This is a genomic window from Rhizobium sp. 01L419 (assembly GCF_056400025.1).
The window spans coordinates 178,921-194,567 of record NZ_JBFTSM010000008.1; the positions used below are offsets into that span (position 1 = coordinate 178,921).

Genomic DNA, 15,647 nt, shown 5'->3' on the forward strand with positions numbered 1-15,647 from the left:
GCGCTCACTCGGTCAAAGCCGAGGTCACCCTGACATCACCGACATGGATGCCATTCCAGTTGTGCATCGATTTATTCGCCAGAGCGGTCAGCGCAGCATGTTCCTTGCTGCCCTTTTCGAAGTAGCGGGCAAGTGTCGCCGCAACCATGGCTTCGGCAGCGCGGGTGGTACCATCATCACACTTCAATGCGATCGCAATACCCTGTTCCGGGATGGCGGCGCAGAAGACGCCTTCCGCGCCCGTCTTGCAAAAGATGCGGCCGGGGGCGATCTGCATCAGCGTGGTGCAGGCGCGGCCGGTGCCGGCGACATAGAAGGGCTCTGCCATGCAGGCTTCGAAAAGGCGGCGGGATGCTTTTGCACGCTCACGACCGAGGCCATTGCCCGTTGCCATCTTCGCAAAGCCATGGGCGAGTGCCTTCAGCGGCACGGCATAGCTCGGAATGGAGCAGCCATCGGTGCCGCAATTGTCATGGCCGAGTGCTGCACCCGTCAGGTTCTCCATGGCGTCGCGGATCTGCTGCTGCAGCGGATGGTCGTATCCGACATAACCCTTGCTATCGATGCCCTGATGGCAGCAGGCGCAGACGAAGCCGGCATGCTTGCCGGAGCAATTGTTGTGAAGCGCCGTCGGCTTCTCCAGCGTGCGCGCCTGGTGGATCAGCGTGTTCTGGTCCGAGGACCAGTGCGCGCCGCATTCCAATGCGTCCATGTCACGGCCGGCTCGCGAGAGCATGGAGGCGGCGAGCGCCACATGTTCGTCCTCGCCGCTATGGGAGGAACAGGCGAGAGCCAGTTCCTTGTTGCCGAACCCATAGGCATCCGCCGCGCCGCTTTCGACCAGCGGCAGCGCCTGCATCGCCTTGCAGGCCGAGCGCGGAAAGACGCCAGCCTCGATATCACCCAGCGAAAAGGCGACACGGCCATCGCCATCCACGATCGCAACCGATCCGCGATGGCGGCTTTCGACGAGCGAACCTCGGGTGACTTCAACGAGGACGGGATTGGACATGGGCGAGAATCCGGATTGTTGGCAGGGAGACTGAGGGCATAGCCCCTCGCTTTCCGAAAGCCAATGGAATTTGCGCTGCATGCCGGCCGATCACAGCATCTAAACAACCATCACACGAAGTGACTGTTGTTGCGGCAAACTATCGTTTTCCGTGTAGGCACGATGGAGCTAGAGACAGGGCATCAGGACTCGTTCTCATGCCATCTTCATTTTCTTCCATCATCCGCGACAGCCGCATCCGCATTCCGACCGTCACCCTGGTTGCACTCGCCTTCACCTATGCCTCGACCGTCCCCTATCAGTCGATCATCGGCATCAGCGAACTCGGCATGAGTGACGGCGCCTATTCGGCGCTGGTGTTTGCCGCTGCCGTCGTCAATGTCGCGATCAGCCTTACGCTCGGCATATGGTCCGACAGGCTGACGGAAAGACGGCCGCTGGTGCTGGCGCTTTCGGTTGCAGGCATTATCGGCTTCGGATCGATCGCGCTCATCCACAGTCCTGCCATCTTCATCTTTTCGGTGCTGTTTCTAGTGCCGATGAGCAATTCCACCTATTCGCTGCTCTTTGCGAGCGTGCGGGCGCGCACCAATCAGCTGGCCCGCAGCGAGGCGGTCGCCATCACTTCGACGGTGCGGGCGCTCTATTCCGGCTCCTGGGCGGTGGCGCCGGGGCTGGTCGGCCTTGCGCTGGTGACCTCGCCATCGATGACGCCGGCCTACGCGGTTGCGGCGGTGGCAAGCCTGATCTGCTTCTGCCTTTATTTCTTCTTCGCACCCGGCAACGGCCCGTCGCACGAGACGATGCCCAACCAGCCAGGTTTCTTCGCCTCGCTAAAGCGGGTCTTTGCGCCCGATGTTTTCCAGCGTGTCTTCGTCATGTCGCTGCTGCTCGGCCTGCAGCGGCTGAACGGCATGGTCGCACCGCTCATCATCGTGCACTCGATCGGCGGCTCGGTCGTCGACGTCGGCTTCCTGTCAGGCCTGACGGCCCTCCTAGAAATGCCCTTCATGATGATGTGGGGGCTGGTGCAGCGGCGCTTCCATACGGTGCATGTGCTGGCTTTCGGCTCGGTGCTCTACTGCCTCTACCTGGTGCTGCTCGGCTTTGCTACCGCACCCTGGCAGCTCTATGCGCTGCTCGGTCTCAACGCCTGCGGGGCGGCTGCGATCCTCAGCCTGCCGATCACCTATCTGCAGGATCTCATCGCCGACCGGCCGGGGCTTGGCAGTTCACTGATCTCGCTCAACACCTTTATCGGCATCGGCGTCGCCGCAGGTGTTTTCGCTCTGGGAACGGCAGTCACCGATTATTCCGGCACGGCCTTCGTCGGCGCCGCTGTCGGCATCGTCACAATCGTGATCCTGCTTTATCTGGAAAGCGGCAGTCGCGTGCGCCAGCCGGCCTAAATCTCTCTTCTTGGCAATTCCTTATGGAAAACCGAACGACACTTTTCCGGGAATTGCTCTATCTCGGGGTAATCCGATAGGCACAGCGGCGCGCGCCAAGCAGGATATGCTCGCTACGCTCGACATTGGCCGAAAGCACGCTGCGGAAGGTTTCGATTTCCGAACGGCAGAAGCCGGCGCAGACCGTCGCCGCCGCGCAGATCGGACAATGGTTTTCGACAAGCATCAATGATCCGTCGCTCTCCTGCCAGCTATCGGCCATATAGCCCTCGCGGCTTCGGATGGCGGCGAGCCCCTCGACGCGGGCGGCAAGATCCGGCCTGCCGGCAAGCTCTTCGCGATAGCGCTGCAGCGTTTCGTTTTCGCGGGCGGCAATGACTGCATCGAGCGCGGCGGGGCCGAGCTGCTCGACAACAGTCGTCAGCAAGGTTGCCGTCAGTTCAGCATGGCCATCCGGAAAATGCCTGTTACCCTCAGCCGTCAGATGCCAGAGCTGGCTTGGGCGCCCCCTGCCCCTGGCGGCGACGGTGACAGGTTCCACCAGCCCTTCTTCCGCCATCTTGGCAAGCTGCTGTCGGGCGGCCTCACCGGAAATGCCGAGCGCATCGCCGACTGCAGCAGCGAGCTGCGGCCCTTCGGTCTTCAACAGGATCAGGATGCGGTTGACGGGAGACTGGCGCATATTTCCAAGTTATCTCTTGTTTTAATCCGAGGCTCATGCAATTTTCCAATTAATAACTTGGAAAATAATCACGAGCCAGGAAAAACGCAAGGATTCATCATGTCCGAGACCGCCTTGGAGCCACCCGGCTCGTCAACCTCCCTCTTCCAGCTGTTTTCTCCCTCGCTGTTGCCGGCGACATTGATGCTTGGCGGCGGCATGACGATCTCAGCCGTCGAAAGTTACATTACAGCGACGATCGCGCCGAGCATCGTGCGGGACATCGGTGGGCTTGAGCTGTTTTCCCTGGTGACGACACTTTATATCGCTGCCACTATACTGGGGTCGATCTTCATGGCGATGCGACCGAGGAGCATTAGTCTGCGCAATGTCTATATTGTTGCGGCCGTGGTCTTCGGTGTCGGCAGCCTGCTTTGCGCTGTTGCACCTTCGATGCCGGTCGTGCTGATCGGCCGAACGGTGCAGGGTTTCGGCACCGGCGCACTTGCCGCCCTCTGTTACGCTTTCATCCGCTTTGTCTATCCCGAGCCGCTCTGGCCCAAGGCTTCGACGCTCTATGCGGCGATCTGGGGTGTGTCGACCGTCATCGGGCCGACGCTCGGTGGCTTCTTTGCGCATGGCAGCAGCTGGCGCTATGCCTTCGCCGTGCTCGTGCCGCTCGGCGTACTGATGGCGATGCTGGCGCCGCGGCTGCTACCAGAGGCCGAGGACGACCGCGAACAGACGAAGGTGCCTGTCATGCAGATCTGCCTGTTGCTGGCGGCGGTGCTCCTGGTCAGCACCGCGGGCACGGTCGAGATGACAACGGCGAAGATCGCGCTGATCGCCGTTTCGGTCGTCGCCGTCGGCGCGATGCTCGTCATCGAACGCAGGGGAGACAACCGGCTGCTGCCATCAGGCGCGGTAACGCTCAGTCAACCGATCTCGCGGGTGTACCTCACAATGCTCGGTCTGACCTTCGTTTTGGTCAGCGATATCTTCATTCCCTATTTCCTGCAGGTCCTGCACGGGGTGACGCCGCTGATTTCGGGCTATCTGGTGGCGCTGGTCGCGCTCGGATGGACGGTGGCCGCTTTCTCTAGCGGCTCCTTCTCCGGCCGGAAAGCCAACGCGGCAATTATTGCAGGCTGTGTGACGGAGGCCACGGCAACAGCCGCACTCGCCATCTTCCTCGCCCGCGAAAATCCTGATGCGCATCTCGCGATCCTTGGACCGGCGGCGGTTGCCATGTTCATGATGGGTTTCGGGGTCGGCCTTGGCTGGGCACATCTCGTCGCCAAGGTTCTGAAGCTCGTAATCGACAGCGAGCAGGACAAAGCGTCGGCGGCAATCCCCACCATGAGCTCGCTCGGCAGCGCTTTCGGCGCGGCCTTTGCCGGCGTCATCGCCAATGGCGCAGGACTGGTAGAGCCGGGAGGCGTTGCAGGGGCGCTTTCAGCTGCAGGTTGGCTCTATCTGATCATGGCCGTGCCAGGGCTGATTGCCATCGGCGCGGCGCTATCGCTCAACCGAGCTTCAGCATGATCTTGCCGATATGGTTGCTGGTCTCCATCAGCCGATGGGCGGCGGCCACATCTTGGAAGGCAAAGGTCTTGTAGATGACGGGCGCGACCGTGCCGGCTTCGAGAAGCGGCCAGACTTCGGACAAGAGATCGTCGCGGATCGCCCGCTTCTCCTCTGCCGTGCGCGGGCGCATGGTGGAGCCGGTCACCGTCAGGCGCTTGACCATGATCGGCGCCAGGTTGACCTTTTCGGCAACCGCGCCCTGCAGGAAGGCGATGATGGAAAGGCAGCCGTCTTTGGCCAGCGAGGCGATGTTCTTTTCGAAATAGGCCGCGCCGATCATGTCCAGGACGATATCCACGCCGTGACCGGTCTCTTCCTTGATGACGGCGGCGAAATCCTCTTGCTTGTAGTTGATGGCCCTCGTGGCGCCGAGCTTCTCGCAGGCCTCGCACTTCTCCTTGGAGCCGGCGGTCGCATATACCTCGGCGCCGAAAGCCTTGGCGAGCTGAATGGCGGTTGTACCGATGCCGCTGGAACCGCCATGGATCAGCACTTTCTCGCCTTCCGTCAGACCGGCCATCTGGAAGAGGTTTGCCCAGACGGTAAAGAAAGTCTCCGGAAGAGCCGCCGCCTTCACTGCATCGTATCCCCTAGGGAAAGACAGTGCCTGGCCGGCGGGCAGAAGGCAATATTCGGCATAGGCGCCGCCGTTTGCGAGGCCGCAGACCTTGTCGCCCAGCGAATAGCCAGTCACGCCGGGGCCGATCGCAACGACTTCGCCGGCAAGTTCGAGGCCGAGAATGGGGCTCGCATCCTTCGGTGGCGGATAGCTCCCCTGGCGCTGGGAAATATCAGGGCGGTTGACGCCAACAGCCTCTGTATGGACGAGGATCTGGCCTTCGCCCGGCACCGGCACCGGTCCGTTTGCAATGACCATCGCCTCCGGCCCGCCGAAAGACGGCAGATCGACAAAACGCATATGCGAAGGCAACGACATGACCCGGCTCTCCCTATTCCGAAGCATTGGAGATAATTCAGGGTCCGGGGCTTGGGAAGGCCGGAAGTAACAGAGGCGTCAATTCGCCTCGCCTAACGTATGGAATATGAGGCCCTCGTCGCTCTCCTTGGCGCTCGACTTCACCTGGGCGATCTCGGCGCTGACGCGATTGATATCGTCGATGACGAGACCTTCCGGCAGTTCGAGAACGCCGATCGAGCAGCGCATCAGCGGGAATAAGGCTTCCGCGCCGGCGCGATCGTGACCGCGGATACGGCCGGCAGCGCGGTCCTCATCCGAATAAAAATCAAGCACGTCATCATGGAAATCGCTGATCAGACGATCGAGGATTTCCGTCAGTTCCTCCTTCGTCCAGCCGACGACGCCGATGAAGAAGTCGTCGCCGCCGACATGGCCGAGGAAGTGGCGCTCGGCGAAGAAGTAACGGCGCATCAGCGCGGCGAAGAGCGAGATCGCATGATCGCCGAGATGGAAGCCGTAGGCATCATTGAAGGGTTTGAAGTTGTCGAAGTCGCAATAGCAGAAATGGCGCACTTCATCGCCGTCCCGGCCAGAATTGCGCATGAAATCACGGATGGCGCGGTTACCCGGCAGGCCGGTCAGCGGGTTCTGGTCCTGCGCCGTCTTCAGCTGCTTTTCGTTGATGACCTTGATCAGCGAAGCGGCGGAAACGACACCTGCATACCGCATGTTGTCGGTGAGGATCAGGCAGTTGCTGCCTTCCATATTGGCGAAGATCGCCATCAGCTGGTCGGCGTCGCTGTCGAGGCCGACGATCGGCGCGCGCTCGACGAAATGCGAGATGGTGCGCTCGTAGACCTTGTTCTTCAGGAGATCGCGGCCGAAGGGCTGATAGATATATTCCTTGAGGTGATGCTCGTGGATAATGCCGCGCGGTTCACCATTGGCGTTCAGGACCGGGAAATAGGCCTGGCGCGGGTTGCGGCGGAACAGCTCGAAGACCGTATCGATGGCGTCGCTCTCATAGACGGTCGGCAGCATTTCGATCTGCTTGCGAATGAGGATTTCGTCGAGCGACTGGCTGTTGCCCTTGTTCTTGCCGAGCTCCTGCAAGTGCGGGTAGGCCGGCACGAGCTCTGAGAGATGCGTCGATGGGCGGGAGATGAACCAGCCCTGCACGAGGTCGACACCATAATCGCGGCAGACGATAAATTCGGCTTCCGTCTCGATGCCCTCGGCGATCACGCGGGTGCCGAGCACGTGGGCCATGTGGACGATGCTCTTCAGCAGATGCCGCTTGCGCGGGCTGCGATCGATATCGGCGACGAAATGGCGGTCGATCTTCAGATAGTCGACGGAGTAATCGCAGAGCAGCTTCATCTCGCCGTGGCCGACGCCGAAATCGTCGATCGCGAGCTTGAAGCCAGCCTTGCGCAGGCGCAAGACGAGTTCGGCGAACTCGGGCACGCTGGTATTGTCGAAGCGCTCGGAGAATTCGAAGCAGATGGAGGACGGGGGGATATTCGCCGTTTTCAGCTGCAGCAGCAGGCTCTCGACAAGACGATTGCCATGCGGGATGAGGCGAACGTCGAGATTGAGGAAAAGCGTGGCGGTCGCGAAATTCGAGAGCGTCGCAAACTTGGCGAGTGCGCGGTTCGCGACCATTTGCTCAAGCTGCAGGAGTTGACCGGTCTCATGGGCTTCGTCGAGGATTTCGATCGGCGTTTCGAAACCGATGCGCTCCTGTCCGCGCATGAGGGATTCATAACCGAAGACCGTGCCGGTGCCGGCTTCGACGATCGGCTGAAACGCATTTTCGACGACGAGTTTGGCGAGGGTGACGATCTGATCGCTAGCGTAACGACGCACGACACCCGGTTCGACGCTGGCAGCCAAAGACATGCCAATCTCCACTGTAACCTTTTCTTTTTCGGCCGGACAATGGAGCAGAAGGGTCAACGAACCCTTTCGTCAGTGTGAAACTTTTATGAACGCGCAAACGCTCATGCACGCTGAGCGCTTATTAGATTTTTGTTTTTTCAATCAAAGGCTTACTCAAGCCGAGCGGCGGTGTTCCGCTTCGTGATCGGCGAACATATCGGCGACGCATCTGCCGCCGCTGGGTGCGCTTTCATCGGCCAGAACTTCGTTGCGATATTCGCCCAATTTACGGGCGGCATCCCACAGGCGCAGTGCTTCGCGCACGACTTCGCTGCTCGATGCATATCCGCCTTGATCGACAGCATCGCGGATGCCGGCTGCCTGGAGCGGTGAGATGGAAACGGTGACCATCGGCATGGAATTCTCCTCCCATTCTATTTCGGCAGAGACTGCCTCGGGGGTCCATTTTCGGCTTTCTGGGGCGACGCGCGCCAATGCCGAAGTGCCTCAGCACAGGAGGCGGCCCTTCTCAGGAGCAGCCTTCAATTCCGGAATTTTAGTACCCCGTCATCTTCTTGTCAAAAAAGAAACGGCTGGGACCCGACCATCCGGCGGCCTCTCTCCACAATTTCAAGACCGGATACCTATGCCGAAGGCGAGCATTGTCCAGCCCTGAACGATAAGATCGATTGCCAGGAACAGGCCGAGGATCCAGAGGCTGTTGACCGGCCAACCGAGCGCAATCAGGAAGCCTGCAAGGGCGGTGATGACGCCGCTTGCGACAATCCAGCCCCAGCCTTTGAGCGGCCGCATACGCCTGCCGACGAAGACGCGAAAGACGCCGGCAATGAGCAGCGCAATGGCGAGAAACAGCGTCAAGGCTGCCGAGGTGAGGATCGGATTGATGAAGGCGAATATGCCGGCGAGCACATAGAGAACGCCGCTCAACGCCCAGAAGAGGACGTGATCCCAGCCGCGCACCTGAAAGGCGTGGACGAGATAGATAACACCACCTGCCAGCATCAGCATGCCGACATAAAAGACCGAAGCGACGGTCGCCATCAGCAGGTTGCCGAGAGCGATGAGGCCGCAGATGAGAAGCAACACGCCGAGACCGACGAACCATACCCATTTCGACCGCAGCGGGGATGCAGGCATTCCGTCGTAAATATTAGCCATCGGCGCACCTCCTGATTGCTGGAGATATGCTGCAACAATTTCGCACGGAAAGAGATGAGCGAGATCAATTCAGTGAAAGATTTTTATTGATTGATCAGTCAATCAAAAATACGCTCCATGCATTCTCGGGAGGACAGAGCTTGCCGAAGGTCGGAATGGAACCGGTGCGCCGCAAGGCGCTTGTGGATGCGGCGCTGCGGGTGATCGGCGATCACGGCTCGCTGAGCGTCACCATGTCGGACATAGCCCGGCGGGCCGGTGTGTCGCCCGCGCTTGCGCATCACTATTTCGGCAGCAAGGAACAGCTGCTGATCGAGACGATCCGTTTCCTTTTACGGCAGCTGCGCGACGACGCGGTAACGGCGCTGAGACAAGCTGCAACGCCGCGCGAACGGATCTCGGCCATCATCCGCGTCAGCTTTAACGCCGACCAGTTCGCGCCACAGACTATCGCCGCCTGGCTCGCCTTCTATGCAGAGGCACAGCGATCCGAGGAGACGCGGCGTTTCCTCGTTATCTATGCCCGACGCCTGCGCTCCAACCTGCTTGCGTCGCTCAAGTCGCTCTGCCCTACAGATGCCGCAGAACGCATTGCCGAGGGCGCGGCCGCGATGATCGATGGACTCTATATCCGCCAAAGTCTGAAATCGGCGCCGATCGGCATCGCAGCCTCGATCGCGCTGACGGAAGACTATGTGAATGCGCTCTTGGCAGCCACCTCCCCTTCTCCCCGTCGGGGAGAAGATGTCCGAAGGACAGATGAGGGGGTGAGCGACGCAGGAGCGAGCGGCCGCAAGGCCGAGATTGCAGCCCCCTCATCCGGCCCTGTGGGCCACCTTCTCCCCGAGGGGAGAAGGGACGACCAGATCGAACCAAGCCAGGGACAAAAGACATGAAAGCCCAGCCGAAAGCATCGCACTTCATCGACGGGGAATATGTCGAGGATGACGGCGGCACCGTCATTGAAAGCATCTATCCGGCAACCGGCGAAGTGATCGCCCGGCTGCATGCCGCAACGCCCGCCATCGTCGACAAGGCAATCGCCGCTGCCAAACGCGCCCAGCCGGAATGGGCGGCACTGAGCCCGATGGCGCGCGGGCGCATCCTCAAGCGTGCAGCCGAAATCATGCGTGAGCGCAACCGCGAGCTTTCGGAACTGGAGACGCTCGACACCGGCAAGCCGATCCAGGAAACGATCGTTGCCGATCCGACCTCAGGCGCCGACGCCTTCGAATTCTTTGGCGGCGTAGCACCGGCGGGGCTGAATGGCTCGCACATCCCGCTCGGCCAGGACTTCGCCTATACGAAGCGCGTGCCGCTCGGCGTCTGCGTCGGCATCGGCGCCTGGAATTATCCGCAACAGATCGCCTGCTGGAAGGGTGCACCGGCGCTGGTTGCCGGCAATGCCATGGTCTTCAAGCCCTCGGAAACCACGCCGCTCGGCGCGTTGAAGATTGCCGAGATCCTGCACGAGGCCGGCCTGCCGAAGGGCCTTTACAACGTCATCCAGGGCGACCGGGACACGGGGCCGCTGCTCGTCAACCACCCTGATGTCGCCAAGGTTTCGCTGACCGGCTCGGTTCCGACCGGGCGCAAGGTGGCTGCCGCGGCCGCAGGCCAGCTCAAGCACGTGACGATGGAGCTTGGCGGCAAGTCGCCGCTGATCGTCTTCGATGACGCCGACCTCGACAGCGCCGTCGGCGGTGCGATGCTCGGCAATTTCTATTCGACGGGCCAGGTCTGCTCCAACGGCACGCGCGTGTTCGTGCAAAAGAAGATCAAGGGTGAATTCCTGAAACGGCTGAAGACGCGGACCGAAGCGATCCTCATCGGCGACCCGATGGATGAAGCCACGCAGCTTGGCCCGATGGTCTCCTGGGCGCAACGCGAGAAGGTGCTCGCCTATATCGAGAAGGGCAAGGCCGAGGGTGCGACACTGGTGACCGGCGGCGGTATTCCGAACCATGTGACGGGCGAAGGCTATTATGTGCAGCCGACCGTCTTTGCCGATGTCAATGACGGCATGACGATCGCGCGCGAAGAGATCTTCGGCCCGGTCATGTGTGTGCTCGATTTCGACGATGAAGCCGAGGTGATCAAGCGCGCCAATAGGACGGAGTTCGGCCTCTCCGGCGGCGTCTTCACCGCCGACCTGACACGCGCTCACCGCGTCGTCGACCAGCTGGAGGCCGGCACGCTCTGGATCAATACCTACAATCTCTGCCCGGTGGAAATCCCCTTCGGGGGATCGAAGCAATCGGGCTTCGGACGGGAGAATTCGCTGGCAGCGCTTGAGCACTATAGCGAGCTGAAGACGGTTTATGTCGGCATGGGGCCGGTTGCCTCGCCGTACTGACTAAAAGTCCCCTCCCCAACCCCTCCCCACAAGGGGGAGGGACTAACGGGCCGCATCGTCGCGTTCGACCTCATCCGTTGTGGTGGTGATGGGTAGCAAGACAGAGCGGCAAGTTAAGCCCCTCCCCCTTGTGGGGAGGGGTTGGGGAGGGGAAATCCATCCGTTGCACACGACAATCCAAAGGGAACAGCATGCAACAGGCAGATTTCGTCATCGTCGGCTCCGGCTCGGCAGGTTCGGCGCTGGCCTACCGGCTTTCGGAAGACGGCAAAAACACGGTCATCGTCATCGAGGCGGGTGGCTCGGATTTCGGGCCGTTCATCCAGATGCCGGCGGCCCTTGCCTGGCCGATGAGCATGAAGCGCTATAACTGGGGTTATCTTTCCGAGCCCGAGCCGAACCTCAACAACCGGCGCATTACAGCCCCGCGCGGCAAGGTGATCGGCGGCTCCTCCTCCATCAACGGCATGGTCTATGTGCGCGGCCATGCAGAAGACTACAACCGGTGGGAAGAGCTCGGCGCCAACGGCTGGGCCTATGCGGATGTGCTGCCCTATTTCAAGCGCATGGAGCATTCGCACGGCGGCGAGGAAGGTTGGCGCGGCACGGACGGGCCGCTGCATGTGCAGCGCGGCGTTCTGAAGAATCCGCTGTTTCACGCCTTCATCGATGCCGGAAAACAAGCGGGCTTCGAGACGACCGAGGACTATAACGGCTCGAAGCAGGAAGGCTTCGGGCTGATGGAACAGACCATCCATCGCGGCCGGCGCTGGTCGGCGGCAAGCGCCTATCTAAAGCCGGCGCTGAAGCGGCCGAACGTTGAGCTCGTTAAGGGGTTTGCGCGCAGGATCATCATCGAGAACGGCCGCGCGACGGGCGTGGAAATCGAACGTGGCGGCGCAACCGAGATCATCAAGGCTAATCGCGAGGTGATCGTCTCGGCCTCCTCCTTCAACTCTCCGAAGCTTTTGATGCTCTCCGGCATCGGCCCCGGCGGGCATCTGCAGGACATGGGCATCGAAGTAAAGGTCGACCGGCCGGGCGTCGGCGCCAATCTGCAGGACCATATGGAATTCTATTTCCAGCAGATTTCGACCAAGCCGGTGTCGCTCTATTCCTGGCTGCCATGGTTTTGGCAGGGTGTCGCCGGCGCGCAATGGCTGCTTTCCAAGGGCGGGCTCGGTGCTTCCAACCAGTTCGAAGCCTGCGCCTTCCTGCGTTCTGCGCCGGGTCTGACGCAGCCTGATATCCAGTACCACTTCCTGCCGGTCGCCATCAGCTATGACGGCAAGGCGGCGGCCAATACGCACGGTTTTCAGGTGCATGTCGGCTATAATCTCTCGAAATCGCGGGGCAGCGTAACGCTCCGCTCTGCCGATCCGAAGGCCGATCCGGTGCTGCGCTTCAACTATATGAGCCATGCCGAAGACTGGGAAAAATTCCGCCACTGCGTGCGCCTCACCCGCGAGATCTTCAGCCAGAAGGCTTTCGATCATTATCGCGGCCCGGAAATCCAGCCGGGGGAGAAGGTCCAGACGGACGACGAAATCGACGCCTTCCTGCGCGAGCATCTGGAAAGCGCCTATCACCCCTGCGGCACCTGCCGCATGGGTGCGAAGGACGACCCGATGGCGGTTGTCGATCCCGATACAAGGGTGATCGGCGTCGAAGGCTTGCGGGTCGCAGACAGCTCGATCTTCCCGCATGTCACCTATGGCAATCTCAACGGACCGTCGATCATGACCGGCGAGAAGGCCGCGGACCATATTCTCGGCAGACAGCGGCTGGCGCGCTCCAATCAGGAACCGTGGATCAATCCGCGCGCGGCGGTAAGCGACCGGTGATCAGTGGTAGTCTTCTTCGCGGTGGTGACGGACGGCGAGCACGATGACGGTCGCTGTCGTGTGATGGATACCGGTTCGTTCCGCCTCCGCCAAGCCGGGCAGCCCTCTTGCAATGAATTCGGCCTGGATCTTTCCATAATCGATCTGACGGCGCACTGAATCGTCGATCAGAGACGACAAACCCGCGCCGTCTTTCAGAACGCTTTCGGCAGCGGCGCGCAATTCAGGATCCGCGCGGGAGACGGAAGCGATGCGGTTTTCATGGCGCCCCATGCGTTGCAACTGCGATGCAACATGGCGGATCGCCGTGCCATGTTCGACGCCCCTCTGCCGAAGGGCATAAAAAACTAGAGCGGGATGCCAGAAAGTGCGCGCGGTTTTCGGCATCCCGCTCTTATCTTTTTGATTGAGAGACGGGTTCAGATTTCAGGTCGATTCGACCTGAAATCATCAGGCTGCGCGAGATACATTTCGGCCTTGCTCTCTCTGCGTTCGCATCTGGAACTGGGCCAGCAGTTCGGAAAGACGACCGCTTTCTTCCGCGAGGCCTGCTCCCGCGGCGTTCATCTCTTCGACCATCGCGGCGTTCTGCTGCGTGACCTGATCCATATGGTTCACGGATGTATTGATTTCGGAAAGACCGGATGCCTGTTCCTTGGCGGCAACTGCGATCGCTTCCATATGCTGGTTTATCGCCACAACCAGTTGCGCGATTTCCTTCAAACCGTCGCCGGTATTGTTGACCAGAGTAACACCCTGATTGACCGCAGCCTCGGAGTTGCCGATCAGCGTCTTGATTTCCTTGGCCGCCTGGGCCGAACGCTGGGCAAGCTCGCGAACCTCCTGAGCCACAACCGCAAAGCCCTTACCGGCTTCGCCCGCCCGGGCTGCCTCGACACCGGCGTTCAGCGCAAGAAGGTTGGTCTGGAACGCGATCTCATCAATGACACCGATGATGTTGCTGATCTGGCTGGATGCGGTTTCGATCTTCTGCATGGCATCGACAGCGTTCGATACCACTTCCCTGGAGGTTTCCGCACGAGCGCTCGCATGACGGACCATCTCGCGTGCTTCGCTGGCGCGTTCCGATGTCTGCTTGACGTTGGTCGTGACTTGCTCCAGCGCGGCGGCCGTTTCTTCCAACGACGCAGCCTGCTGTTCGGTGCGCTTGGAAAGCTGGTCCGAGGCGGTCGAAATTTCGCCGCTGCCGCTGCGAACGCTGCGCGCAGTATGGCTCACACTTTCAAGCGTAGTACGCAACTGGCGCACGGAATCGTTGAAGTCGTGGCGAAGCGTCTCGAATTGTTCGCTGAAGACCTCGTCGATCTCGCACAACATATCGCCGGAGGCGAGACGCTTGAGACCGTCGGCAAGTCCCGATGTCGCCTGCGTCAAACGCTCTTCCGCCTCGCGTTCCACCTTTTGCTGGATGGCGATACGCTCGATCTCGGACGCCTGGCGCGAACGCTCCGCTTCTGCTTCCAGGTTCTTGTTGTGAAGCGCAGCCTGCTTGAACACTTCGACCGCGCGAGCCATCTCGCCGATCTCGTCCGTTCTGTTGGCGCCGGAGACGACAACCGAAAGGTCCCCGCTTGCCAGCTTGCGCATGACCGCCGTCAGTATGCTGATCGGATTGGCGACACGGAAAACTACCATCGTGATTCCGGCGATCGACAGAGCAAATGTAAGGAGTGTGGCGACACTATAAATAATGATCGACTGCGTTGCGGCGGAAACATTTTCAGACGTTGCGTTCGTCATCTCCGTCAGCGCCGCTGCTGCGATGTCAGCGAGCGAAGCCTGCGCGGGGCCTGCAGGTTTGCGCCATTCGTCGACAGCGATGTTCATCGGCTGACCGGCCTGGAAAGATTTGATCGCTGCTACCCGCTGATCCGCAAAGGGTCCGGCAAAGTAGGTCGTCTGCGCGGTGTCGTACAATTTCACGAGCCGCGCAGGCGTTGCCGGGCTGCGGACTATCTGCGTGATGACACTCCATGCAAAATTGACCTTCGCATCCAGGAGAGCGATTTCCGCAAGCTTGCCTGCGGGCAAAGCTTCTTTGGCGATAATTGCACCCACAAATGTCGAGTTTGCCGATCCGGCATTGGTGCGGGCCGACCATGCAAGCGAGCGAAGCTGCGTGAACATCATCATTCCGGGCTCGCGCGTATTGATGGCAGCCTCGACGTCGTTGGCGGCCTTTTCGAGGTCGCCCAGCATCTTATCCGCCAATGGCAGAACCTGTGCGGCCAAGGCGGGGTCACGATTAGCGACCGGCATTTTCAGAGCCGCGTCGATCTGCTGACGGAAGGACATCCATTGACTGTACCCCTGAAGGACAGGGGAAAGCGAGGTCCGCAGCGCGGTCGAATCGCTGTCGTCATTCAAGTCTTTGATCGCTGCAAACGCGGGATCGACACTCTTTCGCCCCGCTTCGAGGTTGACCAGGCTGGATTGCGTTTCAGAGGGCTCGATTTTGATGGCCGACGAAATAGCGCCGCGCTCGCCGCGCAATCCGAGCAGTGCATCGAACAGCCTCGCGTCGAGCTGAGCGAGCTCCGAAAGCCGTGTGGAATTCTGATAGACGCGAACTTCCTGCTGCAGCATGCTGCCGACAAGGCCAATGACTGCAAGACTTAATCCCACAAAGGCTAGAACCAAAGTGTGCTTGATCGAAATTTTCACTTTAATTACCCCCAAAGACAGCAATCACGGCCTAAATTATGCTTCGTCGAAGCTCAACAAATGCTTCCTGCAGCAACCGAATTGCCTACCCGCAACCCGTTGCGTTCAAAGACA

11 protein-coding genes and 2 pseudogenes are annotated in these 15,647 nt (G+C 60.5%); 5 read left to right on the forward strand and 8 right to left on the reverse strand.

Annotated elements, in window-relative coordinates; all coding sequences use genetic code 11:
• Positions 1–4: 4 nt before the first annotated feature.
• Positions 5–1,012, reverse strand: coding sequence for an asparaginase (locus tag AC1DUP_RS17640; RefSeq protein WP_477833437.1), 1,008 nt, complete (start codon positions 1,010–1,012; stop codon positions 5–7).
• A gap of 197 nt (positions 1,013–1,209) precedes the next feature.
• Here AC1DUP_RS17640 and AC1DUP_RS17645 point away from each other — a divergent pair, with 197 nt between their 5' ends.
• Complete coding sequence (locus AC1DUP_RS17645) at positions 1,210–2,421, forward strand: MFS transporter (RefSeq protein WP_477833439.1); 1,212 nt, start codon at positions 1,210–1,212, stop codon at positions 2,419–2,421.
• 58 nt (positions 2,422–2,479) lie between these two features.
• Here the strand turns inward: AC1DUP_RS17645 and AC1DUP_RS17650 are convergent, their stop codons facing one another.
• Positions 2,480–3,103, reverse strand: coding sequence for a helix-turn-helix transcriptional regulator (locus tag AC1DUP_RS17650; RefSeq protein WP_113509679.1), 624 nt, complete (start codon positions 3,101–3,103; stop codon positions 2,480–2,482).
• A 99-nt stretch (positions 3,104–3,202) separates the two neighbouring features.
• On the opposite strand from AC1DUP_RS17650, the gene AC1DUP_RS17655 reads away from it, so the two are divergent.
• Complete coding sequence (locus AC1DUP_RS17655) at positions 3,203–4,627, forward strand: MFS transporter (protein ID WP_477833441.1); 1,425 nt, start codon at positions 3,203–3,205, stop codon at positions 4,625–4,627.
• Here AC1DUP_RS17655 and AC1DUP_RS17660 read toward each other — a convergent pair.
• The 4 genes from AC1DUP_RS17660 to AC1DUP_RS17675 all read right to left on the reverse strand — a co-directional run bounded on the left by AC1DUP_RS17660 (position 4,608) and on the right by AC1DUP_RS17675 (position 8,648).
• A complete protein-coding gene (locus AC1DUP_RS17660; protein WP_477833443.1) occupies positions 4,608–5,606 on the reverse strand; it encodes an NAD(P)H-quinone oxidoreductase in 999 nt (332 codons plus the stop codon). The two genes, AC1DUP_RS17655 and AC1DUP_RS17660, sit on opposite strands and share 20 nt — an antisense overlap.
• A gap of 78 nt (positions 5,607–5,684) precedes the next feature.
• Positions 5,685–7,490 (reverse strand): GGDEF domain-containing protein, encoded by a 1,806-nt coding sequence (locus AC1DUP_RS17665; protein ID WP_477833445.1) that lies wholly within the window; start codon positions 7,488–7,490, stop codon positions 5,685–5,687.
• A gap of 153 nt (positions 7,491–7,643) precedes the next feature.
• Positions 7,644–7,886: a type II toxin-antitoxin system ParD family antitoxin gene (locus tag AC1DUP_RS17670; RefSeq protein ID WP_113297136.1), complete on the reverse strand. Its 243-nt coding sequence runs from the start codon at positions 7,884–7,886 to the stop codon at positions 7,644–7,646.
• A 213-nt stretch (positions 7,887–8,099) separates the two neighbouring features.
• Positions 8,100–8,648, reverse strand: a complete 549-nt coding sequence (locus AC1DUP_RS17675) for an HdeD family acid-resistance protein (protein WP_477833447.1) — start codon at positions 8,646–8,648, stop codon at positions 8,100–8,102.
• Positions 8,649–8,803: 155 nt separating this feature from the next.
• Here AC1DUP_RS17675 and betI point away from each other — a divergent pair.
• The 3 genes and pseudogenes from betI to betA all read left to right on the forward strand — a co-directional run.
• Positions 8,804–9,388 (forward strand): annotated as a pseudogene (gene betI / locus AC1DUP_RS17680) (transcriptional regulator BetI); the annotation flags it as partial.
• A gap of 152 nt (positions 9,389–9,540) precedes the next feature.
• On the forward strand, positions 9,541–11,004 hold the full coding sequence (gene betB, locus AC1DUP_RS17685) for a betaine-aldehyde dehydrogenase (protein WP_477833449.1): 1,464 nt from the start codon (positions 9,541–9,543) through the stop codon (positions 11,002–11,004).
• Between the two features lie 191 nt (positions 11,005–11,195).
• Positions 11,196–12,848, forward strand: coding sequence for a choline dehydrogenase (gene betA / locus AC1DUP_RS17690; RefSeq protein ID WP_477833451.1), 1,653 nt, complete (start codon positions 11,196–11,198; stop codon positions 12,846–12,848).
• Here betA and AC1DUP_RS17695 read toward each other — a convergent pair.
• Together AC1DUP_RS17695 and AC1DUP_RS17700 are read right to left on the reverse strand one after the other, a co-directional pair.
• Positions 12,849–13,111, reverse strand: a pseudogene (locus tag AC1DUP_RS17695) (YlcI/YnfO family protein).
• Between the two features lie 187 nt (positions 13,112–13,298).
• Positions 13,299–15,533: a methyl-accepting chemotaxis protein gene (locus AC1DUP_RS17700; RefSeq protein WP_477833453.1), complete on the reverse strand. Its 2,235-nt coding sequence runs from the start codon at positions 15,531–15,533 to the stop codon at positions 13,299–13,301.
• Between the last annotated feature and the right edge of the window lie 114 nt (positions 15,534–15,647).